This window comes from Pseudomonas sp. (assembly GCF_028293835.1).
In the GTDB taxonomy this organism is placed as follows: Bacteria; Pseudomonadota; Gammaproteobacteria; order Pseudomonadales; family Pseudomonadaceae; genus Aquipseudomonas.
Map to the genome: position 1 here is coordinate 14,860 of NZ_JAQGNX010000011.1, position 26,417 is coordinate 41,276.

The window sequence follows — 26,417 nt, forward strand, 5'->3', positions numbered from 1 at the left end:
TCATTAACCTCTAAGCTGATCCACGAGAGCGCGGTAATCCGCTCTCAGCGTGGCCTGTAATACTTCTTTTGGATAATCGGCAGTGACGACGGCTTCGCCAATGCGCCGCAGCAGGACCAGACGCAACTGTCCGTCGACCACTTTTTTGTCGATTGCCATGTGCTCGAGGAAGTCTTCCTCTGTCATGTTCTCGGGCGGTACGACCGGCAGTCCGGCCCGTTGGAACAGGCGAATCCCCCGATCACGTTCCTGCTGGGTAATCCAGCCCAGGCGTGACGACATTTCTAACGCCATTACCGTGCCGGCCGCAACAGCCTCTCCATGCAGCCAAACGCCATAACCCATGTGGGTTTCGATGGCGTGGCCAAAGGTGTGTCCCAGGTTAAGTGTCGCGCGGATGCCGCCCGTCTCACGCTCGTCCACACCGACGACCGCGGCTTTCGCCGAGCAAGAACGCTCGATAGCGACCGTCAGCGCGGCTTGATCAAGCGCGCGCAACTGGTCGACGTTTTCCTCGATCCAGGTCAGAAACGATTCATCGCAAATCAGGCCGTATTTGATGACTTCAGCCAAACCCGCCGACAGCTCTCGCTCCGGCAAGGTATTGAGGGTCGTGGTGTCGATCAGCACGACATTGGGCTGATAAAACGCGCCCACCATATTCTTGCCCAGAGGATGGTTGATGCCGGTTTTACCACCCACCGAGGAGTCGACCTGGGACAACAAGGTGGTTGGAATCTGAATAAAGTCCACGCCTCGCTGGTAGCAGGCCGCCGCAAAACCGGCCATGTCGCCGATCACGCCGCCGCCCAAGGCAATCACAGTGGTGCGCCGGTCATGCCGAGCGGTCAGCAATGCGTCGAAGATGGTTTGCAGGGTTTCCCAATTTTTGAAGGCCTCACCGTCAGGCAGCACCACCGGCAACACGTTGTAGTTGCTTAACGTGCGGGTCAGTCGCTCAAGGTAAAGGGGCGCAACGGTCGCATTGGAGACAATCGCCACTTGCCGTCCGGCAATGTGCGGCGCCAGCAGCTCAGGCCGATCCAGCAAGCCTTCGCCAATGTGGATCGGGTAGCTTCGTTCGCCCAGCTCGACCGTAAGTGTCTGCATGTGTCCCCACGCTGATAAAGAGTACGCCTGCCGCGCGCCCTTGATTCTAGTTCTGAGTCATGGCCGCTATAGAAATCATGGCTTTACGCCACGTCGCGACAATTTCAATGTGATTAAGAATAGCGCATTTCGGTCCGCGCTTTAACGGGGAGCGAGCTCGGCCAGTCTCGCCAGAATGTGCAACACCACCAATCTAGGCGGTCGCTCATCGGTTTCCACCACCAGATCGGCGATTTCCCGATAGAACGGATCACGGATTTCCAGCAGTTCGCGTAATACGCGTGCCGGATCGGCGGTTCGCAACAAGGGGCGGTTGCGGTCACGGGCTGTGCGGCCGACTTGCTGCTCAACCGAGGCATGCAAATACACCACACGCCCGCCAGCACGCAACGCCTGACGGTTTTCGCTGCGCATTACCGCGCCACCGCCAGTCGCCAGGACAATACCGTCAGCCGCGCACAGCTCAGCAATCATTTGCTGCTCGCGGTCACGGAATCCGGGCTCGCCTTCTTTATCGAATATCCACGGAATGTTGGCGCCGGAGCGCAGTTCAATTTCCTTGTCGGAATCCTTGAACGGCAAGCGCAACTCTTTGGCCAGCAAGCGACCGATGGTGCTTTTGCCAGCGCCCATCGGTCCTACAAGTATTAAATTTTGCACAGAATCAACGACTCACAGCAATCGCCTGGTTGTTCATGATACGCGGGGTGAGAAACACCAGTAACTCGGATTTAGCCTCCGAAACCACGTCGCGCCGGAAAAGTCGGCCAACATACGGCACATCACCCAAAAATGGCACCTTTTCAACGGTTTTACTTTGCGTATTAGAGAATACGCCACCGATGACGATGGTTTCACCATCCGCTACCAACACCTTGGCATTCACTTCGTTTTTCTTGATAGGCGGTACGCCGAGTACGGTATTGACGTAGTCCGGCTCATCCTTGGTCACCTTGACCTCCATGATGATCCGGTTGTCTGGCGTAATCTGCGGTGTCACTTCTAGGGACAGCGCCGCCTCTTTAAAGGACACCGATGTTGCACCGCTGGAGCTGGCTTCCTGGTACGGGACTTCAGTACCTTTGAGGATCTTTGCCGTTTCCTTGTCGGACGTAACGACCTTCGGCTGAGAAACCACTTCGCCGTTACCGGTTTTTTCCATGGCGCTGAGCTGAAGGTCGAGCAATATATTGTCGGTCAGGAAGGAAATACCGATGCCTGAGGTCGCATTCGCAGCGCCCAAATCAACATAAGGGGAGTTGAGGTTCGGGGCGGTTCCGGTTGGCGTGGTCACCACACCGGTACCGCCCGCGGTCCATTTACTGTTGCCGTTCGCATTGGTTGAGCCGCCCCACTGCACGCCGAGCGCCTTGTCGTAACCGACGTTGGCCTCAACGATGCGCGCTTCGATCATCACCTGACGCACCGGGATATCCAGTTGCGAGACGATCCGGCGCAACTCATCGAGTCGGTCCTGGGTCTGGTAGGCAATGATGTTGTTGGTCCGCTCATCAACGGTGATCGAACCACGCTCTTCGGTTTTAGCTTCGGCACTGGTTACCGACTGAAACAGCTTGGCGATGTCGGCGGCCTTGGCGTAGTTCACTTGCAGCAATTCGCGACGCAGCGGGGCCAGTTCGGCAATCTGCTTCATCGACTCCAGTTCCTGCCGTTCACGTGCGGCGATTTCGTCTGCCGGTGCGACCAGCAATACGTTACCAATCTTGCGTTTATCCAGGCCTTTGGTTTTCAGCACCAGGTCTAGCGCCTGGTCCCAGGGCACGTTCTGCAGCCGCAGGGTAATGCCGCCTTGCACTGTGTCACTGGCGACCAGGTTGAGGTTGGTGAAATCGGCGATCAATTGCAGGACCGAGCGCACGTCGATGTCCTGAAAGTTCAGCGAAAGTTTCTCCCCGGTGTAGACCAGTTTGTCGAGATTGCGGCGCTCGACGTCATCGCTGGTCAACGGGCGCACGCTGATGGTCAGCTTGTTATCTGTCTGGTAGGCCGAGTAATCGAACGCCCCGGACGGCTCAATGTTGATACTGGCTTTGTCACCCGACGCACTGGCTGTAACGAATTGCACCGGTGTTGCGAAATCCTTCACATCCAGCCGAACACGCAAGGGATCCGGCAGTTGGGTCTTGGCGAAATCCACACGAATTTTGCCGCCCTGCTCCTGGATATCCGGTGCGATCCCCGGATCCGTCAGTTCGATCACGACGTTGCCTTCGCCCAGCTCGCCGCGCTGGAAATCAATATTCTTGATCGCCTTGCCAATGGCTGCATACGACTTGGCCGGAGCAGCCGTTGGCACCGACACACGGGCAGCCCCCTTGGCGGTGTTTGGCGGGACGCTTGGTTGGGAGCGCTGAGCCGTCGCAGCCCCCTGACCGATCACCACGAACAGGTTGTTGCCTTCGACCCGCGAGCTGTAGGGCGCAAGTGTCGTCATATTGATGATGACCCGCGTACGGTCTTTGGCTTCGACCACCACCACGCTGCGCGTATTGCCGACGCCCAGCTCACGGGTTTTGGTCGCCAACTGGCTGGTCACCCCCGGCAAATCCAGGGCGATCCGCGCTGGCTGCTCGGTGGTATAGCCGTGCGGTACAGGGATCGGGCCATCGAAGGTCAGCTTCAACTCCACACGGTCTCCCGGTAATGCCGCGCTATCCAACGTTTTCAAGTTGGCGGCTTCGAGCATCGGGGACATCATCGCTACGCAAAGCGAAACGCCGATAACCGAGAAAATCCTGTTCATGATCAAATTCCGCTGTGCTGACCCGAGGGTGTTGTACATGCTTGGCTCCACCCTTTTATGATTTCTCTTTGAGGGAAATAATGCGCGGCCGCTCGAGCCATGCACCCTCTCCATCAGGAACTATTTCAACGACATCGACTTGCGATTCACTGATTGCAACGATGCGCCCCTCATTGCGGCCCAAGTAATCACCCACCTTCATGCGATACACACCACCCGCGCCGCGCATCAGGGCAAAGGTTCCCGACGGGTTGGCCATGGTCCCGACCATCTGGAATTGTTCGATGTTGAAGCCTTCAAGAAATTGCTTGATCCGGGTTTCATCCGGCTTGACCTGCTTCGAACCTTTCTGGCGCTTGGTCAGATCAACTTTGATCGGCGGTTGAAACGGGCTGCGCAACGTCGACGCGCTGTACGCGAATGCTTCGTAAGGGCGGAATTTGGGCAATGCCTCAATCACACCGGTAGGGCGTGAGCGCACCTCATCCATGTACGCTTTCAGATCACTGAATTGAGTGTCGTTGTCACACCCGGCCAGGCTGATCAAGGCCACGCTGATGCACAGCAGTCTGGCGGCCCTCATTTTTGCAGCCCTTTGTCGTTGTAGCGGTAAGTCTTGGCCAGAATGCTCATGCGCAATTTCTGCGTGCCGCCAGGCTCGACCGGCTTGATCTGGAAGTCATGCAACGTGACGATGCGCGGCAGGCTGGCAACACCACTGGCGAACGTCGCGAGGTCGTGATACGCCCCCACTACGGTGATCTGGATCGGCAGCTCAATGTAAAACTGCTGGGTCACCTCAGGCAGCAACTTGATTTCTTCGAACTCCAGACCGCTGCCCAACCCCGTGCGCGTAATGTCTTCAAGCAGACCCGGGACTTCGGTATCACTCGGCAATTGGCGCAACAGTGCACCGAAGGAATTCTCCATCTCCCTCATTTGCACTTTGTAGGCGTTCAGGTTTGCCGCTTGATAAGCCTTGGTCGCGAATTGTTCTTTCAGCGTGACCTCGGCCGCCCGCGACAGGTCGAGCTGGTCTTGCAGGTCTTTCAGATAAAAGTTGTAACCCAGCGCCAGCACAATAATCAGAACCAACGCTCCTGCGATGGTTTTGATCGCTGCGGGCCATGAGCCCAGGTTGTTTAAGTCCAGATCGCTAATGTCGATCTTGCGCAGGCCATCCAGCCATTCTTTAGGATTCATGGCTTGGCCCTCTCAACCTGGGGCTGCGTCTGGCGCACCGTCAGCTGGAAAACGTTTGCCTGGTCCAAGCCACCTGCGGTAGTCGCCTTGACCTCGGTCAAGCTAGGCCCTTCGAGCCAGTCGGAGGCTTCCAGGTTACGCATCAAGTCTGAAACACGGTTGTTTGACTCTGCGGCGCCGACAATACTAATGAGCTTGTTGGTCATTTTTACTTCAGTGAAATAAACACCGTCGGGCAGGGTTCGCGCCAATTGATCGAAAATCCGACCGATGATAGGACGGTTGCCTTGCAAGTCCTGGATGATTTTCATGCGCTCCAGCAGTTGCTTGCGTCGCGCTTTGAGCTCGCTGATTTCTTTGATTCGCGCATCGAGCTGGGTAATTTCGGTCTGCACATAGGCGTTGCGCGCCGTTTGGTGCTCAATGGATTTGCTGATGTACTGATCACCCAGGAAAACCACACCGACGGCAACCACCAATACGCCGACCAGGGCCGTCAGAAAGCGCTTCTTTCGCTCCTCCCGGAGTTGCTCGCGCCACGGTAATAAGTTGATCCGCGCCATTAGTCGAAACTCCTCAGCGCAAGACCACAGGCAATCATCAAGGCCGGTGCGTCACTGGCCAGTGCGCCTGCGTTGACTTTGCTGCTCAGCGCCATGTCGGCGAACGGATTGGCCACCAGCGTGGGGGTGCCGATACGTTGCTGGATCAAATGATCCAGCCCGGCAATTGACGCGGTACCGCCCGCCAGCATGATGTAGTCGACGCTGTTGTACTGACCGGCGGCGAAAAAGAACTGCAGGGATCGTGATACCTGCTGCACCACGGCGTCCTTGAACGGCTGCAACACTTCCGTCACGTAGTCGTCCGGCAATCCGCCCTGCTTCTTCGCCAGACCAGCCTCTTCCATCACCAGGCCGTAGCGTCTTTGAATTTCTTCGGTCAGTTGACGCCCGCCAAACAACTGCTCACGGGTATAGATGATCCGGCCGCTATGCAAAACACTCAGGGTGGTCATGGTGGCGCCAATATCAACCACCGCCACCGTCAGCTGCTGGTGGTCGTGACCCAGTTGTGCGGTGAGCAGACCGAAAGAACGTTCCAGCGCGTACGCTTCGACATCCACCACTTTCGCCGTAAGGCCGGCGAGCGCCAAGGCAGCTTCGCGAACTTCGACGTTTTCTTTGCGGCAGGCAGCAAGCAGCACTTCGACGCGCTCTGGGTTGCGCGCCGAATAGCCCTGCACTTCAAAGTCGATGGCGACTTCTTCAAGCGGATAGGGAATGTATTGATCAGCTTCGATCTTCAGCTGGTTTTCCATGTCATCGTCTGACAGGCCAGCATCCATCTCGATGGTTTTGGTGATGACCGCGGAACCGGCCACCGCAACCGCCACATTTTTGACATTAGTCTTGGCCTTGATCAGCAGTCGCGACAACGCCTGACCAACCCCTTCGAGCTCGGCAATGTTCTTTTCTACTACAGCATTGGCGGGAAGCGGTTCGACCGCGTACGACTCAACTTTGTAGCGGGTGCCGGAGCGACTCAGTTCAAGGAGTTTTACCGAGGTGGAGCTAATATCGATCCCTAGAAGGGTATTGGCCTTCTTACTGAAGAGTTCGAACACAAACCGATTCCCTATGAGTTTCCGCCACTTACGGATTGTTTAGCGTCCAGCGCCTTTGTCACTTGCTCGAACAGTAGCGCAAATAACGCTCGGACACGAAAAATGCTTATAATGCCCAGCGTTTTTTTCGTAAAGCCAAGCTTCAAGGCATGTCTATTTTTTGATGCTTTCGCTTAACCCATTCTTTTATCTGGAAATCCAAAAGCCTTGATACGCCTGCTGAAGTTTTTCTGGTGGTCATTCGTCGCGGTATTTTGCGGGCTTGTGCTCGTTCTGAGCGGCGCCTACCTCTATCTGACCCCTGGCCTGCCATCCGTCGACGCGCTGCGGAGCATTCAGCTACAGATCCCGCTACGGGTCTATAGCAGTGATGGCAAATTGATCGCTGAATTTGGTGAAATGCGTCGATCACCGATCCGCTTTGCCGATATCCCGCCCAATTTCATCAACGCCTTGCTGTCAGCAGAAGATGACAACTTTGCCAATCACTACGGCGTAGACCCCAGCAGCCTTATGCGCGCAGCTTCGCAATTGGTAAAAAGCGGCCACATTCAATCCGGTGGCAGCACCATCACGATGCAAGTGGCGAAAAACTTCTTTTTGACGAGTGAACGAAGTTTTTCACGCAAAACCAATGAAATCCTCTTGGCCTTGCAAATTGAGCGCCAACTGACCAAGGACGAAATTCTTGAGCTGTACGTCAACAAAATTTATTTAGGCAACCGCGCGTACGGCATCGAGGCGGCGTCGCAAGTGTATTACGGCAAATCAATTCGTGATGCGAGCATTGCGCAGATGGCGATGATCGCCGGGCTGCCCAAAGCACCGTCGCGCTTCAACCCGCTGGCCAACCCAGTGCGCGCCAAAGAGCGCCGCGACTGGATTCTCGGGCGCATGTTCAAGCTGGGCAAAATCGACCAGAACGCCTACCAGACAGCCTTGGCTGAACCCATCAACGCCAGTTATCACGTGCCTATTCCAGAGGTGAACGCCCCGTATATCGCTGAGATGGCCCGCGCCGAGATGGTCGGTCGTTATGGCAGCGAAGCCTATACAGAGGGTTTCCGGGTCACCACCACCGTGCCCAGCAACTTGCAGGAAGACGCCAACACTGCCGTTCAGGAAGGCTTGATCGCTTACGACCAGCGACACGGTTACCGTGGCCCGGAAACACGTCTGGCGGGCAAGACCAGGGAAGCCTGGGCCCAAGAGTTGCTCAAACAGCGTCCGATCAGCGGTCTGGAGCCTGCCATCGTCACCCAGGTGGATAAAACCGGCCTGCACGTCCTGACCCACAATGGCGAAAAAGAAGAAATCGTCGGGTGGGACACCATGAAGTGGGCTCGGCCATACCTGAACACCAACAGCTTGGGCAAAGTTCCAGCTCAGCCGTCCGAGGTCGCTCAGGTTGGTGATCTGATTCGAGTGCAGCGTCAATCCAATGACTCATTAAAATTCAGCCAAGTCCCGCAGGCGCAAAGTGCCCTGGTATCCCTTGATCCGCAGAACGGCGCGATTCGCGCACTGGTGGGTGGTTTCGCCTTCGAGCAAAGTAATTACAACCGCGCATTGCAGGCCAAGCGCCAGCCGGGCTCTAGCTTCAAGCCGTTTATCTACAGCGCTGCACTGGACAATGGCTTTACCGCTTCCAGCCTGGTCAACGACGCACCGATCGTGTTCGTAGACGAATACCTGGACAAGATTTGGCGTCCGAAGAACGACACCAACACTTTCCTGGGTCCAATCCGCCTGCGCGAGGCGCTGTATAAATCACGCAACCTGGTGTCGATCCGCGTGCTGCAAAGCTTGGGTGTCGAGAATGCGATCAATTACATCACGCGCTTCGGCTTCAACAAGCAAGACTTGCCGCGCAACTTGTCGCTAGCGTTGGGTACTGCGACGCTGACGCCCATGGAAATCGCCACAGGCTGGAGCACCTTCGCCAACGGCGGTTATAAAGTCGCACCGTATTTGATCCAGCGCATCGAAAACCGTGATGGCGGGACGCTATTCACTGCCAATCCACCAAGCGTACCGGCCAACCCGATCAACGACGTCAAAGTGGTGGAGAACACTGCCGCGTTCGCCGTCAACGACAGCCCAAGCGTTGCGCCTGCACCCGCAGTTGGGTCGACACCGGCGCCAGCAGACCCTCAAGCGCCAGCCGTTGCTGAACGCATTGTCGACGGCCGCACTACTTACATCCTCAACAGCATGCTGCAGGACGTGATCAAGAAAGGCACCGGCCGCCGCGCCCTGTCGATGAATCGCCCAGACATTGCGGGCAAGACCGGGACCACTAACGATTCCAAGGATGCCTGGTTCACGGGCTACAACGCCGATTACATCACCACGGTCTGGACCGGTTTCGACCAGCCAGAGAGCCTGGGTCGCCAAGAGTTTGGCGGGACGGTAGCGCTGCCGATCTGGATGGATTACATGAGTGCGGCGTTAAAAGACAAACCGCCCCATGTCCAGGCAGAACCTGAAGGCATTCTTAGCTTGCGGGTCGACCCGATCAGCGGTCGAGCAGCTACACCAGGAACGCCTAACGCGTACTTCGAGCTGTTCAAAAGCGAAGACACGCCCCCTAGCGTGAACGAAATCGGCGGCAGCGGCACAAGCCCAAACAGCCCGTTACCGGCAGATGAGTCAGCGCCAATCGATTTGTTCTAGCGCTCCTATAGACTGGTATGAATTCGCGGCTAAAAAAAAACCCTACATCGCTGTAGGGTTTTTTTGTGTTTCGTCATCAGGTCTTAGCCGTTGAAAACGTCATCGACACTGTTCAGCGGGTAGTGCTTTGGATACGGTAGTGTGGCGACACCGGTCTCGATGGCGGCTTTGGCCACGGCATCGGAAATCACGCCCAGCAGACGAGCATCCATTGGTTTCGGGATGATGTACTCACGACCGAATTCCAGTTTGATGCCACCGTATGCATCGCAGACTTCTTGAGGAACCGGCAGCTTGGCCAGATCGCGCAAAGCATTGGCGGCGGCAATCTTCATTTCTTCGTTGATGCGCTTGGCGCGAACGTCCAGTGCACCGCGGAAGATGAACGGGAAGCCCAGTACGTTGTTCACCTGGTTCGGGTAGTCCGAACGGCCAGTGGCCATGATCACGTCACTGCGAGTGGCATGAGCCAACTCGGGAGCAATTTCCGGATCAGGGTTGGAGCAGGCGAAAACAATCGGATTTGCGGCCATCAGCTTCAGGTTGTCAGCACTCAACAGATTCGGACCCGACAGGCCGACGAACACGTCAGCGCCATGCAGGGCGTCAGTCAGTGTGCGTTTGTCGGTAGCATGAGCGAAGGCAGCCTTGTACTGGTTCAGGTCAGTACGACCGGAGTGAACCACGCCAGTACGGTCAACCATAAATACGTTTTCGATTTTTGCGCCCATGCTCACCAGCAACTTCATGCAGGAGATGGCAGCGGCACCGGCGCCCAGGCAAACGATTTTCGCGCTTTCCAGGGTTTTACCGACGATTTCCAGTGCGTTGATCATACCGGCTGCGGTCACGATAGCCGTGCCGTGCTGGTCATCATGGAACACCGGAATATCGCACTGTTCGATCAGCGCTTTTTCGATCTCGAAGCATTCAGGCGCCTTGATATCTTCAAGGTTGATACCACCGAACGTAATGGAAATACGCTTAACGGTATCAATGAATGCCTGGGGGCTTTCGGCATCGACTTCGATGTCAAAAACGTCAATGCCTGCGAAGCGCTTGAACAGCACACCTTTGCCTTCCATCACTGGCTTGGAAGCCAATGGGCCAAGGTCACCGAGTCCCAGGATGGCGGTGCCGTTGGAAATAACTGCTACTAGATTTCCTTTCCCGGTGTACTTGTAGGCAAGTTCAGGATCACGGGCGATTTCGCGCACCGGCTCGGCGACACCCGGGCTGTAGGCCAGGGCTAAATCACGAGCCGTTGCGGTAGGTTTAGTGAGCTCGACGCTTAATTTTCCTGGACGAGGAAAGGCGTGGTATTCGAGAGCGGCAGTTTTCAGATCTGACATGTGGGCATTCCGCTTTTTTTTCTGTTGAACAGACGGATTGCCGAGGATACGCAAGAAGGAAAGGCCTCACAAGACTGGCCAGTCACTCGTGTCAAGCCCCGACGCCTACGACTTTACGCTTAGAGCCACGGAACACAAGGGTTTGAGTGTTCACAATCCAATAGTAAAACTGTCTACAATTTTTTATCGTTCCGGAAGATTGATCATGGCGGGATGCGTAATTGGCAACATCCAGCGTGCCTGGCCAGACGCCAGACCTCCACGACGGGAACGGTCGATCACCCAGCCGCGCGCCTCGAGGGTCTTTCCCTTGAGACGCAACAGCTGCGCAACGTCAAATTGGCTCATCAGCGCGGGGGCAATACGCAACACCAGCGAACCCTGCAGCTCGATCCATAGACCGCCGCCGTTGCGCTGCACGTCGCTGACCTGCCCGGAAATCAGCACGAATCCACTGCGCTGGATCTGTCCCGCCAGCAACACCGGGGAAACACGCCAAAGCCCCAGCCCGGCCTGGCGGGCACCACGCTCGGCGGCCTGTTGGCATTGAACCAGAGCAACGTTGGGCGCTACGACCACTTGATAGGCGAGCCCCTCGGCCAGCAGTCGGGCTTCGAGGTTTTCACCCTGCCGACCAAATATATTGGCCAAGGTGCGGCCGTAATGGTCTTTGGGTTCTTGGCCTACCTGCACGCTGACCTGGCCGTCATTCGCCTCGATCAGCGCCTGCAAACGACGCCGGGCAGCTTCGGCGAAGGGTTCTGCCGAGCGACCTTTCTTACCGGTTTCAGGCGCATTCAGACCAATCATTCGCACACTTCGCCCGTCGCTCAAGCGCACGGTGTCGCCATCAACCACACGTTCTACGGCAAACACCGGCAGCGGGCCTGGCGCCGTGCACAGCGCATAGGCCGTCGGCAGCCAAATCGTGGACATAAAAAAAGCGCCCGCGAGGGACGCTTTTTTAAGCAGCCTGGAGAAGCCCAAAGGACCTCCCAGATCTACCACATTACTCAGCAGCAGTTTCTTCTGCAGCAGGAGCTTTGGTAGCGCCGAATGCACCGAAACGCGACTTGAACTTGTCGACGCGGCCGCCGATATCAAGAGTCTTCTGCTTGCCGGTGTAGAATGGGTGGCACTCGTTGCACACGTCAAGGCTCATTGGCTTGGCGAGGTTGGAACGAGTGTGGATCACATTGCCGCAGCTGCAAGTCGCGACAATGGCTTCGTATACTGGATGGATATCAGCTTTCATGGGTATTTCCTCGGCTAGCGTGCCGCCACTCAACATGATTGTTGAATACCGCACGTAATTAGGCTGCGGATACTACCAGACAAATCCTAATACGCAAGCGGACGTTAAAACCGGTCGTCTGCTAAGATCGCCGCTTCGTCATAGTCCGTTACAGAGAACCCTCCGCGTGCCCGACGCCATTTTGCGCCTCGCCCTGCCCTCGCCGCTCAGACGTTTATTCGACTATCGCGCTCCCGCTGGAGTACTGCGCAGCGCGCTACAGCCCGGCATGCGGGTCAGGGTGCCGTTCGGTCGCCGGGAAATGATCGGCATCTTGATCGAGGTGGTTGACCACAGCGAGGTGCCCGCCGAGAAGCTAAAACCCGCTGTCGCTATCCTGGACAACGAAGCGCCGCTGCCGCCGTCGTTGTTCAAGCTGTGCCTGTGGACCGCGCAGTATTATCAGCACAGCCTTGGCGACACCTTGAGCTGGGCATTGCCGGTACTGTTGCGTCAGGGCGAACCGGCCGAGTCTCGCCAGGAACGCTTCTGGCAGGCGGCGCCCGGCGCCAGTCTCGATGACCCGCGTATCGCCCGAGCGCCCAGGCAACGTGAAGCTTTAACCACCTTGGCGCAGCACCCACACGGGGTTGCACATCAACTGCTGAGCAAATTGATGCTCAACCGCGAAAGCCTCAATTTGTTACTGGCCAAAGAGATGGTGCAGGTGGAAGTGCGGCGCCATGCGCCCACCGAGCGCCACGAACGTTGGCTGGCGCAACCAGAGTTGCCGCTGAACCCGGAACAGCGAGCCGCGTATGAAGCCATTCGTGCGGGTTTCGACAGTTTTCACGGGTTTCTGCTGGCGGGCGTTACCGGCAGCGGCAAGACCGAAGTCTATCTACAGCTGATCCGCGAAACCCTGGAAGCCGGCAAGCAGGCATTGGTGCTGATTCCCGAGATCAACCTCGGCCCGCAAACCCTGGCGCGCTTCGAACAACGCTTCAACGCGCGCATTGCGCTGGTGCATTCTGCTGTCAGTGATCGCGACCGCCTCGACGCCTGGCTCGCTGCGCGGGATGGCGAGGCCGACATCATTATCGGAACTCGATCCGCACTGTTCACGCCGATGAAGAATCCCGGGCTGATTATCATCGACGAAGAACACGACGGTTCATATAAACAGCAGGAGGGCCTGCGCTACCACGCACGGGATCTGGCGCTGGTCCGAGCGCGGCAGGAAAACATTCCGATTGTGCTGGGCTCAGCCACGCCATCCCTGGAAAGCCTGCACAACGCCTACACCGGTCGCTACGGCTTATTAAGGCTGAATCAGCGAGCGGGCGGCGCCCAGCAACCGAAATTCCTGCGTTTGGACGTGAAAAGTCGTCCGCTGGACAGCGGAATTTCCGGGCCGATGCAGCAAGCTATCGGTCAGACGTTGGCGGCGGGGCAGCAAGTATTAGTGTTCCTCAACCGCCGTGGGTTTGCGCCAACGCTGCTGTGTCACGACTGCGGCTGGCTGTCAGAATGCCCGCGCTGCGATGCTCGAATGACCGTGCACCAGCGTTCCGGCGAACTGCGCTGCCACCATTGCGGCCACGTCGAGCGCACGCCGCGACGCTGCCCGTCGTGCAGCAAAGTTGATTTGCGTCCGGTGGGCGCAGGTACTGAGCGCGCGGAGGAACGCCTGGGCATTCTGTTTCCTGACTTCCCCGTGCTGCGGGTCGATCGTGACAGCACCTCACGCAAAGATGCCATGAACCAGTTGTTCGCCACCATCCAACGCGGGCAGCCGTGCATTTTGGTAGGCACGCAAATGCTCGCCAAAGGGCATCACTTTCCGCGGGTAACGCTGGTGTCGATTCTGGACGCTGACGGCGGGCTGTTTTCCGGTGATTTCCGCGCCAGCGAGCGCATGGCGCAGTTAATCGTCCAGGTGGCCGGGCGAGCCGGGCGTGCGGAAGAACCTGGAAGAGTGATCATCCAGACGCATCTGGCTGATCACCCGCTGCTGATTCAACTCACCGAGCAAGGCTATTTTGCGTTCGCCGAACAGGCATTGAGTGAACGCCGCGCCGCTGGCCTGCCACCGTTTTCGCATTTGGCATTGTTAAGGGCAGAAGCCCACAAACCAGGACAGGCCGAAGGTTTTCTGGACATTGCGTGCACTGAAGCCGAACGCTTGCTGACTGAAATGAACCTGGGCGGCATCGAGCTACTGGGCCCGGTTCCTGCCCCGATGGAACGCCGCGCCGGACGCTACCGCGCACAACTTTTGCTGCAAGCCAGCGCCCGCGCGCCGCTGCATCGACTGCTCAGCGCATGGTTACTGGCGCTTGAACAAATGCCCAGTGGCCGACAAGTGCGCTGGTCGCTGGACGTGGATCCGGTGGATCTGTATTGAGATCGATCACTTTAACTTGCCCCCCTGTAGGAGCTGCCGAAGGCTGCGATTGGCTGCGCAGTAGCCATAAATAGACGGCATTGAAGTCCCTTAAGCCCTTATCGCAGCCTTCGGCAGCTCCTACAAGGAATGCGCCAAAGGTAACCGCATGTCCATCGTGGTTGGCAAGCTCGCCATCGCAACGGATAATGCCCTCTTTTTTCACCAGCGCATTCGAGCGCCGCCGCGCTTGCGGTCGGAAGAGAGCCCCATGAAAGACACCATTCGCCAGTTGATCCAACAAGCCCTGACCCAACTCGTCAACGAAGGCGTGCTGCCTGAAGGGCTGACCCCGGCGATTCAGGTGGAAAACGTTCGGGATAAAACCCACGGTGACTTCGCCAGCAATATCGCGATGATGCTGGCCAAACCCGCTGGCATGAAGCCTCGTGACCTGGCGGAAAAACTGGTCGCAGCGCTGCCTGCCGATCCGCAGGTCAGCAAAGTCGACATCGCAGGTCCGGGCTTTCTCAACTTCTTTCAAAACACGCAGGCGCTGGCTGCCCGCCTCGACATCGCACTGGCCGATCCGCAGCTGTCAGTGCGCAAAGTCGGCGCCGCTCAACGGGTAGTCGTCGATTTATCGGCGCCGAACCTGGCCAAAGAAATGCACGTTGGCCATTTGCGCTCGACGATCATCGGCGACGGCGTGGCCAATGTGCTGGAATTCCTTGGCGACACCGTGATTCGCCAGAACCACGTGGGCGACTGGGGCACGCAGTTCGGCATGTTGCTGGCCTATCTGCAGGAAAAACCTGCGGCCAGCGACGAACTGTCTGACCTGGAAAACTTTTACCGCGCCGCAAAACAACGCTTCGACGAATCTGAAGAGTTCGCCGAGCGCGCCCGTGGTCTGGTGGTCAAGTTACAAGCAGGTGATCCTGATTGCCTGGCGTTGTGGGCACACTTCAAGGACATCTCCTTGCTGCACTGCCAACAGACCTACGAACGTCTCAACGTCAAACTGACGCCTGGGGATGTCATGGGCGAAAGCGCCTACAACGACGATTTGCCAAACGTCATCAGCGACCTTAAGACAGCGGGTCTGCTGGTTGAAAGCAACGGCGCGCAGTGCGTGTTCCTTGAAGAATTCAAAACCGCCGAAGGTACGCCGCTGCCGGTCATCGTGCAGAAAAACGGCGGTGGTTACCTGTATGCCACCACTGACCTGGCGGCCATCCGTTACCGCAGCAACGTGCTGAAAGCAGACCGCGCCCTGTATTTCGTCGACCAGCGCCAGGCGCTGCACTTTCAACAAGTGTTCGAAGTCGCACGCCGTGCCGGTTTCGTGACCAACGGCATGCAGATGGAACACATGGGCTTCGGCACCATGAACGGCGCCGATGGCCGCCCGTTCAAAACCCGCGACGGTGGCGTCGTGAAGCTGGTCGACCTGCTCGATGAGGCCGAAGACCGCGCTTACACATTGGTCAAGGAAAAGAACCCGGAAATCGCCGAAGACGAATTGCGCAGCATCGCCAAGGCAATCGGTATCAGCGCGGTGAAGTATGCCGACCTGTCCAAACACCGCACCAGCGACTACAGCTTCAACTTCGACCAGATGCTCAGCTTTGAAGGCAACACCGCGCCCTATTTGCTATATGCCTACACCCGCGTGGCGGGTGTTTTCCGCAAGCTGGGCAAACCGTTCGACGCGACCCAGGGTCAGATCGTCCTTGAAGCGCCGCAAGAGCAAGAGTTGGCAGCACGCCTGGCACAGTTCGGTGAAACCCTGAATAACGTCGCGGAGAAAGGCACGCCTCATGTACTGTGCGCGTACATCTACGACCTGGCGGGGCTGTTCTCCAGCTTCTACGAGAACTGCCCGATTCTGGGCGCCGAGAACCCGCAACAACAGCAAAGCCGTCTGCGCCTCGCCGCGCTGACTGGCCGCACCCTCAAGCAAGGCCTGGAACTCTTGGGTCTGGATACTCTGGAGCGCATGTAAGTTGGCTGTTAAGAAAAAACCTGCTCCCAAGCGCGGTGCCAGCCGTTATCAGGCACCGGCAAAGAAGCCGATTCCGGGATGGTTGTGGCTGGTGATTGGCCTTTCGGTTGGCGCTTTCGTGGTTCTGCTGATGAAGATTGGGCCTGGTGGCGCTGACGTCAAGCGCGTCAAGGAAGAGACCAAAGCTGCAAAAATCGCCGAAGCCAACAAGGCGCCCCCAAGCCCCCAAGCGCCGGCAAAACCAAAATACGATTTCTATACCTTGTTGCCTGAGTCGGAAGTCATCGTGCCCAACGAAGCGGTGCCGGAGAAAACCCCACCGATTGTTGCGCCAATCGTGGCACCGGTCACGCCGGAACAGGCGGCGAAAATTGATACCGCTCGTGCTCAGGCGGCATTGAGCGGTGTAACCCCGCCTCCGGCGCCACCGGTGGTAAAACCGGGACCCGCTGCGGTGACCAGGTTCTTCTTGCAGGCCGGTTCGTTCCGCAAAGAAACCGACGCCGATAAAGTTCGCGCCCAGATCATTTTGCTGGGCCAAGCCGTGCAGGTCGAGTCCGGCACGGTGAAGGATGAAACCTGGTTCCGCGTACTGGTCGGCCCGTTCAGCAATCGCGAACAACTGACCATTGCCCAGAAACAATTGGCTGGCAGCGGCTTTAGCAATTTGTTGTTACAACAGCGCCAGGGTAAATAAATCACCGTTTGACACATCTGTAGGAGCCAACATGTTGGCGAGGCTAACCACTGACACACCGCGTCAGACCTCTCGCCAACAAGTTGGCTCTACAGGCTAGAGGCCTGATGCGGTGTGCCGGGTATGCAGCCTCGCCAACAAGTTGGCTCCTACAGCGGATCGTGATCCGCCTGCGGAAGCGGTCACCATTCATCCCCCACGGTTGAAATGCCCATCCCCACCCCCATATGAGTTTCCACTAGGGCATTTTCGCCCCGCTGCGTGGAGACTCTCCTTTGACCACCATCGTTTCAGTGCGCCGTAACGGCAAAGTCGTCATGGCCGGCGACGGCCAGGTTTCCCTCGGCAATACCGTCATGAAAGGCAACGCGAAAAAAGTGCGCCGCCTGTATCACGGCCAAGTGATTGCCGGTTTTGCGGGTGCCACCGCCGACGCCTTTACTCTTTTCGAACGTTTCGAAGGCCAACTCGAGAAACATCAGGGCCATCTGGTTCGCGCCGCCGTTGAGCTGGCGAAAGAATGGCGCACCGATCGTTCACTTAGCCGCCTTGAAGCCATGCTTGCGGTGGCCAACAAAGACGCCTCGCTGATCATCACTGGTAACGGTGACGTTGTTGAGCCCGAAGATGGGCTGATTGCCATGGGTTCTGGCGGCGCTTTCGCGCAAGCCGCCGCCCGCGCCCTGCTGATGAAGACCGAATTGTCCGCACGCGAGATTGCCGAAACCGCATTGGGCATTGCTGCAGACATCTGCGTATTCACCAACCACAACATCACCATTGAGGAGCAGGACCTCGCCGACTAAACCGTTTCCCTGGCCGCTTTTGTGCGCGGCGTGAACGCTTTTTTCAGCTAGAGGACCGCCACTATCATGTCTATGACTCCCCGCGAAATCGTCCACGAACTCAATCGCCATATCATTGGTCAAGACGATGCCAAGCGCGCCGTCGCTATCGCCTTGCGCAATCGCTGGCGTCGTATGCAGCTGCCCGAAGAGCTGCGTGTTGAAGTGACACCGAAAAACATTCTGATGATCGGCCCGACCGGTGTCGGCAAAACCGAGATCGCCCGTCGTTTGGCGAAGCTGGCCAACGCGCCGTTCATCAAGGTCGAAGCGACCAAGTTCACCGAAGTGGGTTACGTCGGCCGTGACGTCGAGTCGATCATTCGTGACCTGGCCGATGCTGCGATCAAGCTCCTGCGTGAGCAGGAAATGGCCAAGGTTCAGCACCGTGCCGAAGACGCTGCCGAAGACCGCATTCTCGACGCGTTGTTGCCGCCTGCACGTGTGGGCTTCAACGAAGATGCCGCCCCGGCCTCCGACTCCAACACTCGCCAGCTGTTTCGCAAACGCCTGCGCGAAGGTCAGTTGGATGACAAGGAGATTGACATCGAAGTCTCCGAATCCATCGGCGTCGACATCTCCGCGCCGCCTGGCATGGAAGAGATGACCAACCAGTTGCAAAGCCTGTTTGCCAACATGGGCAAGGGCAAAAAGAAAAGCCGCAAGCTCAAGGTTAAAGACGCGCTGAAACTGGTGCGCGATGAAGAGGCTGGCCGTCTGGTCAACGAAGAAGAGCTCAAGGCCAAGGCGCTGGAAGCCGTTGAACAGCACGGCATCGTGTTCATCGATGAGATCGACAAAGTTGCCAAGCGCGGTAATACCGGCGGCGTCGATGTGTCCCGTGAGGGTGTGCAACGTGACCTGCTGCCGTTGATTGAAGGCTGCACCGTCAACACCAAGCTGGGCATGGTCAAGACCGATCACATCCTGTTCATCGCGTCAGGTGCGTTCCACTTGAGCAAGCCGAGCGATCTGGTGCCGGAGTTGCAAGGTCGCTTGCCAATCCGCGTGGAACTCAAAGCCCTGACGCCGCAAGACTTCGAACGCATCCTCAGCGAACCGCACGCGTCATTGACCGAGCAGTACCGCGAGCTGCTGAAGACCGAAGGCCTGAACATCGAGTTCTTGCCGGACGGCATCAAGCGCATCGCCGAGATCGCGTGGCAGGTCAACGAGAAAACCGAGAACATCGGTGCCCGCCGTTTGCACACCTTGCTTGAGCGGCTACTTGAAGAGGTGTCTTTCAGCGCCGGGGACCTGGCCTTGGCCCAAGGCACAGAGACCATTCGCATCGACGCCGAGTACGTCAACAGCCACTTGGGCGAACTGGCCAAAGACGAAGACCTATCGAGGTATATTTTGTAAGTCAGCCACAAGCGGCAAGCTACAAGCGGCAAGCTGGATTGCGATCCTCTTGTAGCTTGCGGCTTGCGGCTTGCAGCTTTAAGCTGCCGTTATGCCCAAACTCCCTACTGCTATCAATCTGCACAAAGCCTCGAAAACCTTGACGCTGAAATACGCGCCCGATGAGGAGTACCACTTGCCCGCCGAGTTTTTGCGGGTGCACTCACCCTCGGCTGAGGTACAGGGGCATGGTCATCCGATTCTGCAATTTGGCAAGCTGGGTGTCGGCCTGAGCAAAGTCGAACCGGCCGGGCAGTACGCACTAAAATTGACCTTCGACGACGGCCATGACAGCGGACTGTTCACTTGGGAATATCTGTACCAACTGGCGCAACGCCAAGAGCAGCTGTGGGACGATTATCTTGCAGAATTAAAAGTGGCTGGCAAAACCCGCGACCCCTCCGAGCAAATCATTAAGCTGATGCTCTAGCTCAACCTTTTGCTCTTTTAGGGCGACCATTCTAATTCTGTTTGTTCCAATGCTCCCCGCACAGGCCAACGAATGGCCTGCTTGCGATTTTGTGAAATCTCGGGTAACCAATGATTCTGGCAAGCTCCCTGCATTTAATTTACGCAGAACCAGATCGTGCACATACGTAACGAATGAAGTCCCGCTGCCGCGTTTCGTTCTCGGCTTTTTCGTTCATGTGCAGGCCAACTGGAATACTTGTTTAGCCATCATCGATCACCCGAGCAGCAGTATTGGGATGTACCTGTGTAAGTGCTTTCGCAGGGAGGCTCAGTACTCGTCTCAGGACAATGGAGCGTCATAGATGAGTAGCAATAATAACGATGACCTGCAGCGGCAAGCGTCTGAAAGCACATTGAATCTGAACCCCGTCGTGGGGCTGCGACGTAAAGATTTACTGAACACCGCACGCATGGTTCTAAGGCAAGCCCTCAGACAGCCGATCCTTAGCGTCAAGCACGTCGCTCATTTTGGTGTTGAACTGAAGAATGTTTTGCTCGGCAAATCCAGCCTGGCACCTGCCAGCGACGACCGTCGTTTCGCCGACCCTGCGTGGAGTCAAAACCCCCTTTATCGTCGTTACCTGCAAACCTATCTGGCGTGGCGCAAAGAGCTGCATGACTGGATCGGCGACAGCAATTTATCGCCGCAGGACATCAGCCGTGGTCATTTCGTGATCAATCTCATGACTGAAGCCATGTCACCGACCAACACCGCCGCTAACCCGGCCGCGGTCAAACGCTTCTTCGAAACGGGCGGCAAAAGTGTGCTCGACGGCCTGTCACATCTGGCCAAGGACCTGGTGCACAACGGCGGCATGCCGAGCCAGGTCAACATGGACGCGTTTGAGGTCGGCAAGAGCCTGGGCACTACCGAAGGGTCGGTGATTTTTCGCAACGATGTACTCGAGTTGATCCAGTACAAGCCTACGACAGAGCAGGTACTTGAACGGCCATTGCTGGTGGTGCCGCCGCAGATCAACAAATTTTACGTTTTCGACCTGAGCCCGGAAAAAAGCCTGGCGCGTTTCTGCCTGCGCGGCGGTGTGCAGACCTTCATCGTCAGTTGGCGGAACCCAACCAAAGCTCAACGCGAATGGGGCCTGTCGACCTACATTGATGCGCTCAAGGAGGCCGTGGACGTGGTCATCGCCGTCACCGGCAGCAAAGAGATCAACATGCTGGGCGCCTGCTCGGGCGGCATTACCTGTACCGCACTGCTGGGGCACTACGCTGCGCTGGGTGAGCAGAAAGTTCACGCGCTGACCCTATTGGTCAGCGTACTCGACACCACGCTAGACAACGAAGTAGCGTTGTTCGTCGACGAAAAAACCCTGGAGTCGGCCAAGCGTCATTCGTATCAGGCGGGCGTATTGGAGGGCCGCGACCTGGCGAAGATTTTCGCCTGGATGCGCCCCAACGATTTGATCTGGAACTATTGGGTCAACAACTACCTGTTGGGCAACGAGCCACCGGTGTTCGATATCCTGTTCTGGAATAACGACACCACGCGCCTCCCCGCCGCTTTTCACGGCGACCTGATCGAAATGTTCAAGACCAATCCATTGATTCGTCCGAACGCCCTGGAGGTCAGCGGCACGTCCATCGACCTCAGACAGATCACCAGCGACGTGTTTTGTCTCGCCGGCACCAACGACCACATCACACCTTGGGGCTCATGCTACAAATCGGCACGCCTGTTCGGTGGCAAAACAGAATTCGTCCTGTCCAGCAGCGGACACATCCAAAGCATTTTGAATCCGCCGGGCAACCCCAAATCGCGCTATATGACCAACCCGGAACTTCCGGTTGACGCCAAAGAATGGCAAGACAACGGCACCAAGCACACCGACTCCTGGTGGCTGCACTGGCAGGCATGGCTGTCCGTTCGCTCCGGCAAGCTGAAAAAAGCGCCCACCACTCTTGGCAATAAAACGTTCACAGCCGGCGAAGCAGCGCCGGGCACGTACGTACACGAACGCTAGACAATAACAATACGAGGCGGGCTTAGCCTGCCTCCAACGCGCGATCACGTGACGAGTAAACGAGGTTTGACCTCGATCCGATCTGGCAAAGCAAAGGACGGCTTTATCAGTGGTTTAACCCATAGGGCTTCGCGCATGCCGCAACCGTTTATTTTCCGTACCGTCGATTTGGATGGCCATACCATCCGCACGGCCGTCCGCCCAGGCAAGAAACACATGACGCCTTTGCTGATTTTCAACGGCATCGGCGCCAACCTGGAGTTGGTGTTTCCGTTCATCGACGCACTGGACCCCGACCTCGAAGTGATCGCGTTCGACGTGCCTGGTGTCGGTGGTTCTTCTACACCGAGTCGGCCCTTTCGCTTTCCAGGGCTGGCCAAGCTGACGGCACGCATGCTCGATTACCTGGACTACGGCCAGGTCAATGTCATCGGCGTTTCATGGGGCGGCGCATTGGCCCAGCAGTTCGCGTACGACTACCCGGAACGCTGCAAAAAACTGGTATTGGCCGCGACTGCCGCAGGGGTGGTAATGGTGCCGGGGAAACCGCGCGTGCTGTGGTTGATGGCAAGCCCACGGCGTTACATCCAGCCGTCACATGTTATTCGAATCGCCCCGGAAATTTATGGCGGCGCGTTCCGACGTAATCCCAGATTGGCGGCCAGCCATGCAGCCAAGGTGCGCTCGTCCGGAAAACTGGGCTACTACTGGCAGCTGTTCGCCGGCATGGGTTGGACCAGCATACATTGGCTGCACAAAATTCATCAGCCTACTCTGGTGTTGGCGGGCGACGACGATCCGCTGATTCCGCTGGTAAATATGCGCCTGCTGGCTTGGCGGATACCCAATGCCCAGCTACACATAATCGACGACGGTCATTTATTTCTGATCACCCGCGCCGAAGCGGTGGCACCGATCATCATGAAGTTTCTTGAAGAAGAACGACAGCGCGCGGTCATGCATCCGCAGCCTGCACCACTGGCGCGGTAACCGACTCGGCCTTGCGCGCAACTGCCATTGAGTAAGCAGTACAGGAGAAATCGTTTCATCGACTGCGCCCGAGCCGGAGTGCTCAACGGCGCAGAATCGCAATCCAGCCTGCTGGTGCAGTACCGTTTGCCCGTCGGTATTTTCCCCTGTTCAGCGGCTGCTTTGCGTCTGTTTGTGTTGATGGTCTGACGACGGAGTGTTGCCCCGATGCGAAATAAACCCACCACGAGCGCAGTGCCGACCTCGGCTAACTTCATCAACGTGCAAAGCGCTATCACCGGCTTGCAAGGCAAGGATCTTTTCTCCACCTTGCGCAGCGTGGCCACTCAGAGCTTGCGCCATCCTATTCACAGTGCTCGTCATGTGCTGGCGTTGGGCGGCCAACTTGGCCGTGTGTTATTGGGTGAGACCCCTTACACACCTAACCCGCGTGACGCTCGCTTCGCCGACCCAACGTGGCAGCTGAACCCATTCTATCGGCGCAGTTTGCAGGCGTATCTGACCTGGCAGCATCAGGCCAAAAGCTGGATCGACGACAGCAGCCTGTCCGGGGACGATCGGGCCCGCGCGCACTTTATTTTCTCACTGCTCAATGATGCGTTCGCACCCTCCAACACCCTGCTCAACCCACTGGCGATCAAAGAGCTGTTTAACACCGGTGGCAGCAGTGTGCTGAAAGGCGTCAGCCACCTGTTCGACGACTTGTTGCACAATAATGGCCTGCCTAGCCAGATCACTAAGGATGCATTCGAAGTTGGCGGAACAGTCGCGACCACCCCCGGTTCCGTAGTGTTTCGCAATGAACTGCTGGAGGTGATGCAATACAATTCCATGAGCGAAAAGCAGTACGCCAAACCGTTGCTGATCGTCCCGCCACAAATCAACAAGTACTACATTTTCGACCTCAGCCCAGCGAACAGCTTCGTTCAGTTCGCCCTGAAGAATGGCCTGCAGGTGTTCATGATCAGTTGGCGCAACCCGGACGTCCGTCACCGCGAATGGGGCTTATCCACCTACGTCGAGGCCCTGGAAGAAGCAGTGAATGTGGTCCGCGCCATCACCGCCAGCCGGGAGGTGAATTTGGTCGGCGCCTGCGCAGGCGGCCTGACCATGGCGGCGCTGCAAGGGCATTTACAGGCCAAGCGACAATTGCGCCGAATCTCCAGCGCCACGTATCTGGTGAGTCTGATGGACAGCCAGATCGAGAGCCCAGCCACGCTGTTTATCGACGAACAAACCCTGGAAGCGGCCAAGCGGCGATCGTATCAACAAGGCGTTCTGGATGGCCGCGACATGGCAAAAATCTTCGCCTGGATGCGTCCCAACGATTTGATTTGGAGTTACTGGGTCAATAATTACTTGCTGGGTAAATCACCGCCAGCGTTTGACATCCTTTATTGGAACAACGACAGCACGCGCCTGCCCGCAGCCTTGCATGGCGACCTGCTGGACTTCTTCAAACATAACCCGCTCAGCCGCGCCGGAGGCCTGGAAGTGTGTGGCACGCCCATCGACCTGCAGAAGGTCACGGTGGACAGCTTCAATGTGGCCGGCATTAATGACCACATCACGCCCTGGGACGCAGTTTATCGTTCGACGCTGCTATTGGGCGGCGACCGGCGCTTCATTCTGTCCAACAGTGGCCATGTGCAGAGCATTCTCAACCCGCCGGGCAATCCTAAATCCAACTTTATTGACAACCCCAAACTCAGCAGCGACCCACGCGCCTGGTTTTATGACGGCAAAACCGTCGAAGGCAGTTGGTGGCCACATTGGTTGGAATGGATTCAACAACGCTCCGGTGAGCAACGGGAAACCCTGTTAACGCTGGGCAATCAGAACTACCCGCCCATGGAAGCGGCGCCCGGGACTTATGTACGCGTGCGCTAGAACGGACTCGAACTGTAGGAGCTGCCGAAGGCTGCGATAAGGTCGGCACAACCTTCGGCGGCATCCGGAAATCGACCGGTTCCCGTTCGAATCGCAGCCTTCGGCAGCTCCTACACGTTATCTATTTCATTTCAAAAATATTTTAAACAAGAAGACCGGATGAAAACCCGCGACCGTATCCTCGACTGTGCGTTGCACCTGTTTAACCAACAGGGCGAACCTAACGTCTCGACCTTGGGAATTGCCAACGAAATGGGTATCAGCCCCGGCAACCTCTACTATCACTTTCACGGCAAAGAACCGTTAGTGCTGGGCCTGTTCGAGCGCTTCCAAAGCGAGCTTTCCCCGCTCCTCGACCCACCGGCCAACGCGAAACTGGCACCAGAAGATTACTGGCTATTCCTGCACCTGATCGTCGAGCACCTGTCGCACTACCGCTTCCTTTTTCAGGACCTGTCCAACCTCGCCGGCCGCCTGCCAAAACTCGCCCGGGGTATTCGCACGTTGCTCAACTCACTAAAGCGCACCCTGGCGTCACTGCTCGCCCAACTCAAAACCCAAGGGCAAATGGTTAGCGATACTCAAGCGTTAGGGCAACTGTTGGAACAGATCAGCATGACGCTCTTGTTCTCGCTGGATTACCAACGGATTTTGGGCAAAGAAGGACAAGTGCGGGTGGTGGTGTATCAAATCATGATGCTGGTGGCGCCACATTTGATTGTTGGGTCGAGGGAAGCGGTGGAAGATGCGGCGAAGCGGTATCTGGAACGGTAGCCGACCAACCAGTGGGGCCACGAGACTGCAGCACCGAATTCATTCGGGAAAGCCCAACCGGTCTGCCTGAAACACAGCGCCAAGTTCTTCCCGTACACGTTCGGTCCCACCGGATCTTTGGTGTGTATTTCCGATCCTGGGCAATCAGTGCTCAGTAAAAAGCCCGACCTCACGGCCGGGCTTGGGCAGTCCGTAAAAAATCAGGACTGGCTGGCTGGCGTCGACTCGGAGGTCGTTGCTGGCGCAGGGGTTGCTGCCGGAGCCGATGTTTGGCTTGGGGCTGCAGTTGCAGCGGCTGGCTTGGGTGCTGCCGCTTTTGGTGTCGCTGGTTTTTTGGCCGCTGCGGGCTTGGCTGCTGCCTTGGGCGCCGCTGCTTTTACAGCAGGCTTGGCCGCCGGTTTCGCGGCTGCTTTGGCTGCCGCCGGTTTAGCCGCTGCAGGTTTAGCTGCTGGCTTGGCCGCTGCGGTTTTTGCCGGCGCTTTCGTCGCGGCTTTTACGACTGGCTTGGCCGCTGCCTTGGCCAATGGTTTTGCTGCCGTTTTAGGCGCAGGTTTGGACGCCAGCGCTTTGGACGCAGGTGCCACCGCCGCACCGGTCAGTTTTTCAATCTGCTTGGTCAGTAAATCGACCTTGCTGTGCAGCGCTTTGACTTCATTACGGCTGGGTACACCAAGGCGTGAAATGGCGCTGTTCAGGCGCTTGTCGAAGGCGCCTTCAAGTTCGCTCCACTTACCCAGCGCAAGGTCTTTGACATCGCCTACACGGGATTTCGCCGTTTGAGCGGTTGCCTTGGCAGCGTCCACTTGTTTGTCGACACCCTGCTTGGTTTGCTTTTCAGCCTTCTCGCCGTCCTTAACTAACGTTTCGAAAAGCTTACTTCCGTCATTGCTGATCTTCGAGTAAGCGCCTAAACCAGCCAGCCAGATTTGACGAGAGTACTTTTCAACTTCGCCCATCCAGGAACTGCCTTCTTTTTCGATTTTCTTTTTGCCAGCCATCCCGCT

Annotated in this window: 22 protein-coding genes; 11 read left to right on the plus strand and 11 right to left on the minus strand. The window is 57.2% G+C overall.

All coding sequences use genetic code 11. The annotated features are described in order from the left end of the window. Positions 1–3 precede the first annotated feature (3 nt). From aroB to JWR17_RS01110, 7 genes are all read right to left on the minus strand, one after another. The gene (gene aroB / locus JWR17_RS01080; RefSeq protein WP_299827458.1) at positions 4–1,110 is read right to left on the minus strand and encodes a 3-dehydroquinate synthase; all 1,107 of its coding nucleotides are present in this window, start codon (positions 1,108–1,110) and stop codon (positions 4–6) included. A gap of 141 nt (positions 1,111–1,251) precedes the next feature. Beyond that, entirely contained in the window at positions 1,252–1,770 is a 519-nt protein-coding gene (gene aroK, locus JWR17_RS01085) for a shikimate kinase AroK (protein WP_299827460.1), read from the minus strand. Positions 1,771–1,774: 4 nt separating this feature from the next. Further along, entirely contained in the window at positions 1,775–3,874 is a 2,100-nt protein-coding gene (locus tag JWR17_RS01090) for a type IV pilus secretin PilQ family protein (RefSeq protein ID WP_299827462.1), read from the minus strand. A gap of 55 nt (positions 3,875–3,929) precedes the next feature. Next, positions 3,930–4,457: a pilus assembly protein PilP gene (locus JWR17_RS01095; protein WP_299827464.1), complete on the minus strand. Its 528-nt coding sequence runs from the start codon at positions 4,455–4,457 to the stop codon at positions 3,930–3,932. Next, on the minus strand, positions 4,454–5,077 hold the full coding sequence (gene pilO / locus JWR17_RS01100) for a type 4a pilus biogenesis protein PilO (RefSeq protein WP_299827465.1): 624 nt from the start codon (positions 5,075–5,077) through the stop codon (positions 4,454–4,456). Before pilO ends, JWR17_RS01095 begins: the two co-directional genes overlap by 4 nt. Next, complete coding sequence (locus JWR17_RS01105) at positions 5,074–5,640, minus strand: PilN domain-containing protein (protein ID WP_299827467.1); 567 nt, start codon at positions 5,638–5,640, stop codon at positions 5,074–5,076. The genes pilO and JWR17_RS01105 overlap by 4 nt, the downstream gene beginning before the upstream one ends. Beyond that, the gene (locus JWR17_RS01110; RefSeq protein ID WP_299827469.1) at positions 5,640–6,704 is read right to left on the minus strand and encodes a pilus assembly protein PilM; all 1,065 of its coding nucleotides are present in this window, start codon (positions 6,702–6,704) and stop codon (positions 5,640–5,642) included. Before JWR17_RS01110 ends, JWR17_RS01105 begins: the two co-directional genes overlap by 1 nt. Before the next feature lie 207 nt (positions 6,705–6,911). On the opposite strand from JWR17_RS01110, the gene JWR17_RS01115 reads away from it, so the two are divergent. Next, positions 6,912–9,380, plus strand: coding sequence for a penicillin-binding protein 1A (locus tag JWR17_RS01115; protein ID WP_299827471.1), 2,469 nt, complete (start codon positions 6,912–6,914; stop codon positions 9,378–9,380). A gap of 83 nt (positions 9,381–9,463) precedes the next feature. Here the strand turns inward: JWR17_RS01115 and JWR17_RS01120 are convergent, their stop codons facing one another. The 3 genes from JWR17_RS01120 to rpmE form a co-directional block, all read right to left on the minus strand. Further along, the gene (locus JWR17_RS01120; RefSeq protein ID WP_299827473.1) at positions 9,464–10,732 is read right to left on the minus strand and encodes a malic enzyme-like NAD(P)-binding protein; all 1,269 of its coding nucleotides are present in this window, start codon (positions 10,730–10,732) and stop codon (positions 9,464–9,466) included. A gap of 183 nt (positions 10,733–10,915) precedes the next feature. Next, on the minus strand, positions 10,916–11,719 hold the full coding sequence (locus tag JWR17_RS01125; protein ID WP_299827568.1) for a thermonuclease family protein: 804 nt from the start codon (positions 11,717–11,719) through the stop codon (positions 10,916–10,918). Between the two features lie 22 nt (positions 11,720–11,741). Further along, positions 11,742–11,987, minus strand: coding sequence for a 50S ribosomal protein L31 (gene rpmE / locus JWR17_RS01130; protein WP_299827475.1), 246 nt, complete (start codon positions 11,985–11,987; stop codon positions 11,742–11,744). Between the two features lie 166 nt (positions 11,988–12,153). Between rpmE and JWR17_RS01135 the strand changes: the two genes are divergently transcribed. From JWR17_RS01135 to JWR17_RS01180, 10 genes are all read left to right on the plus strand, one after another. Next, positions 12,154–14,373 carry a primosomal protein N' gene (locus tag JWR17_RS01135; protein WP_299827477.1) on the plus strand — a complete coding sequence of 740 codons (2,220 nt, stop codon included), beginning with the start codon at positions 12,154–12,156 and terminating at the stop codon, positions 14,371–14,373. Positions 14,374–14,623: 250 nt separating this feature from the next. Further along, on the plus strand, positions 14,624–16,360 hold the full coding sequence (gene argS / locus JWR17_RS01140; RefSeq protein WP_299827479.1) for an arginine--tRNA ligase: 1,737 nt from the start codon (positions 14,624–14,626) through the stop codon (positions 16,358–16,360). A gap of 1 nt (position 16,361) precedes the next feature. Then, positions 16,362–17,057 carry an SPOR domain-containing protein gene (locus tag JWR17_RS01145; RefSeq protein WP_299827481.1) on the plus strand — a complete coding sequence of 232 codons (696 nt, stop codon included), beginning with the start codon at positions 16,362–16,364 and terminating at the stop codon, positions 17,055–17,057. Between the two features lie 275 nt (positions 17,058–17,332). Further along, positions 17,333–17,863 carry an ATP-dependent protease subunit HslV gene (hslV, locus tag JWR17_RS01150; protein ID WP_299827482.1) on the plus strand — a complete coding sequence of 177 codons (531 nt, stop codon included), beginning with the start codon at positions 17,333–17,335 and terminating at the stop codon, positions 17,861–17,863. Between the two features lie 66 nt (positions 17,864–17,929). Continuing rightward, the gene (hslU, locus tag JWR17_RS01155; RefSeq protein ID WP_299827484.1) at positions 17,930–19,267 is read left to right on the plus strand and encodes an ATP-dependent protease ATPase subunit HslU; all 1,338 of its coding nucleotides are present in this window, start codon (positions 17,930–17,932) and stop codon (positions 19,265–19,267) included. A gap of 91 nt (positions 19,268–19,358) precedes the next feature. Next, positions 19,359–19,736: a DUF971 domain-containing protein gene (locus tag JWR17_RS01160; RefSeq protein WP_299827486.1), complete on the plus strand. Its 378-nt coding sequence runs from the start codon at positions 19,359–19,361 to the stop codon at positions 19,734–19,736. A gap of 343 nt (positions 19,737–20,079) precedes the next feature. Continuing rightward, positions 20,080–21,759, plus strand: coding sequence for a class II poly(R)-hydroxyalkanoic acid synthase (phaC, locus tag JWR17_RS01165; protein ID WP_299827488.1), 1,680 nt, complete (start codon positions 20,080–20,082; stop codon positions 21,757–21,759). Positions 21,760–21,894: 135 nt separating this feature from the next. Next, positions 21,895–22,749 carry a poly(3-hydroxyalkanoate) depolymerase gene (gene phaZ / locus JWR17_RS01170; protein WP_299827490.1) on the plus strand — a complete coding sequence of 285 codons (855 nt, stop codon included), beginning with the start codon at positions 21,895–21,897 and terminating at the stop codon, positions 22,747–22,749. A gap of 207 nt (positions 22,750–22,956) precedes the next feature. Further along, the gene (phaC, locus tag JWR17_RS01175; RefSeq protein WP_299827492.1) at positions 22,957–24,639 is read left to right on the plus strand and encodes a class II poly(R)-hydroxyalkanoic acid synthase; all 1,683 of its coding nucleotides are present in this window, start codon (positions 22,957–22,959) and stop codon (positions 24,637–24,639) included. Between the two features lie 159 nt (positions 24,640–24,798). Then, on the plus strand, positions 24,799–25,413 hold the full coding sequence (locus tag JWR17_RS01180) for a TetR/AcrR family transcriptional regulator (RefSeq protein ID WP_299827494.1): 615 nt from the start codon (positions 24,799–24,801) through the stop codon (positions 25,411–25,413). 200 nt (positions 25,414–25,613) lie between these two features. On the opposite strand, the gene JWR17_RS01185 is transcribed toward JWR17_RS01180, so the two are convergent. Continuing rightward, entirely contained in the window at positions 25,614–26,411 is a 798-nt protein-coding gene (locus JWR17_RS01185) for a phasin family protein (RefSeq protein WP_299827495.1), read from the minus strand. Between the last annotated feature and the right edge of the window lie 6 nt (positions 26,412–26,417).

What these genes read in the sequence shown, in the direction of transcription:
- JWR17_RS01105 (WP_299827467.1), bottom strand. Translation starts at nt 5,640, where the DNA reads ATGGCGCGGATCAACTTATTACCGTGGCGCGAGCAACTCCGGGAGGAG.
- JWR17_RS01090 (WP_299827462.1), bottom strand. Translation starts at nt 3,874, where the DNA reads ATGAACAGGATTTTCTCGGTTATCGGCGTTTCGCTTTGCGTAGCGATG.
- JWR17_RS01180 (WP_299827494.1), top strand. Translation starts at nt 24,799, where the DNA reads ATGAAAACCCGCGACCGTATCCTCGACTGTGCGTTGCACCTGTTTAAC.
- JWR17_RS01095 (WP_299827464.1), bottom strand. Translation starts at nt 4,457, where the DNA reads ATGAGGGCCGCCAGACTGCTGTGCATCAGCGTGGCCTTGATCAGCCTG.
- JWR17_RS01120 (WP_299827473.1), bottom strand. Translation starts at nt 10,732, where the DNA reads ATGTCAGATCTGAAAACTGCCGCTCTCGAATACCACGCCTTTCCTCGT.
- phaC (WP_299827492.1), top strand. Translation starts at nt 22,957, where the DNA reads ATGCGAAATAAACCCACCACGAGCGCAGTGCCGACCTCGGCTAACTTC.
- rpmE (WP_299827475.1), bottom strand. Translation starts at nt 11,987, where the DNA reads ATGAAAGCTGATATCCATCCAGTATACGAAGCCATTGTCGCGACTTGC.
- pilO (WP_299827465.1), bottom strand. Translation starts at nt 5,077, where the DNA reads ATGAATCCTAAAGAATGGCTGGATGGCCTGCGCAAGATCGACATTAGC.
- JWR17_RS01185 (WP_299827495.1), bottom strand. Translation starts at nt 26,411, where the DNA reads ATGGCTGGCAAAAAGAAAATCGAAAAAGAAGGCAGTTCCTGGATGGGC.
- phaZ (WP_299827490.1), top strand. Translation starts at nt 21,895, where the DNA reads ATGCCGCAACCGTTTATTTTCCGTACCGTCGATTTGGATGGCCATACC.
- JWR17_RS01160 (WP_299827486.1), top strand. Translation starts at nt 19,359, where the DNA reads ATGCCCAAACTCCCTACTGCTATCAATCTGCACAAAGCCTCGAAAACC.
- phaC (WP_299827488.1), top strand. Translation starts at nt 20,080, where the DNA reads ATGAGTAGCAATAATAACGATGACCTGCAGCGGCAAGCGTCTGAAAGC.
- hslU (WP_299827484.1), top strand. Translation starts at nt 17,930, where the DNA reads ATGTCTATGACTCCCCGCGAAATCGTCCACGAACTCAATCGCCATATC.
- aroB (WP_299827458.1), bottom strand. Translation starts at nt 1,110, where the DNA reads ATGCAGACACTTACGGTCGAGCTGGGCGAACGAAGCTACCCGATCCAC.
- argS (WP_299827479.1), top strand. Translation starts at nt 14,624, where the DNA reads ATGAAAGACACCATTCGCCAGTTGATCCAACAAGCCCTGACCCAACTC.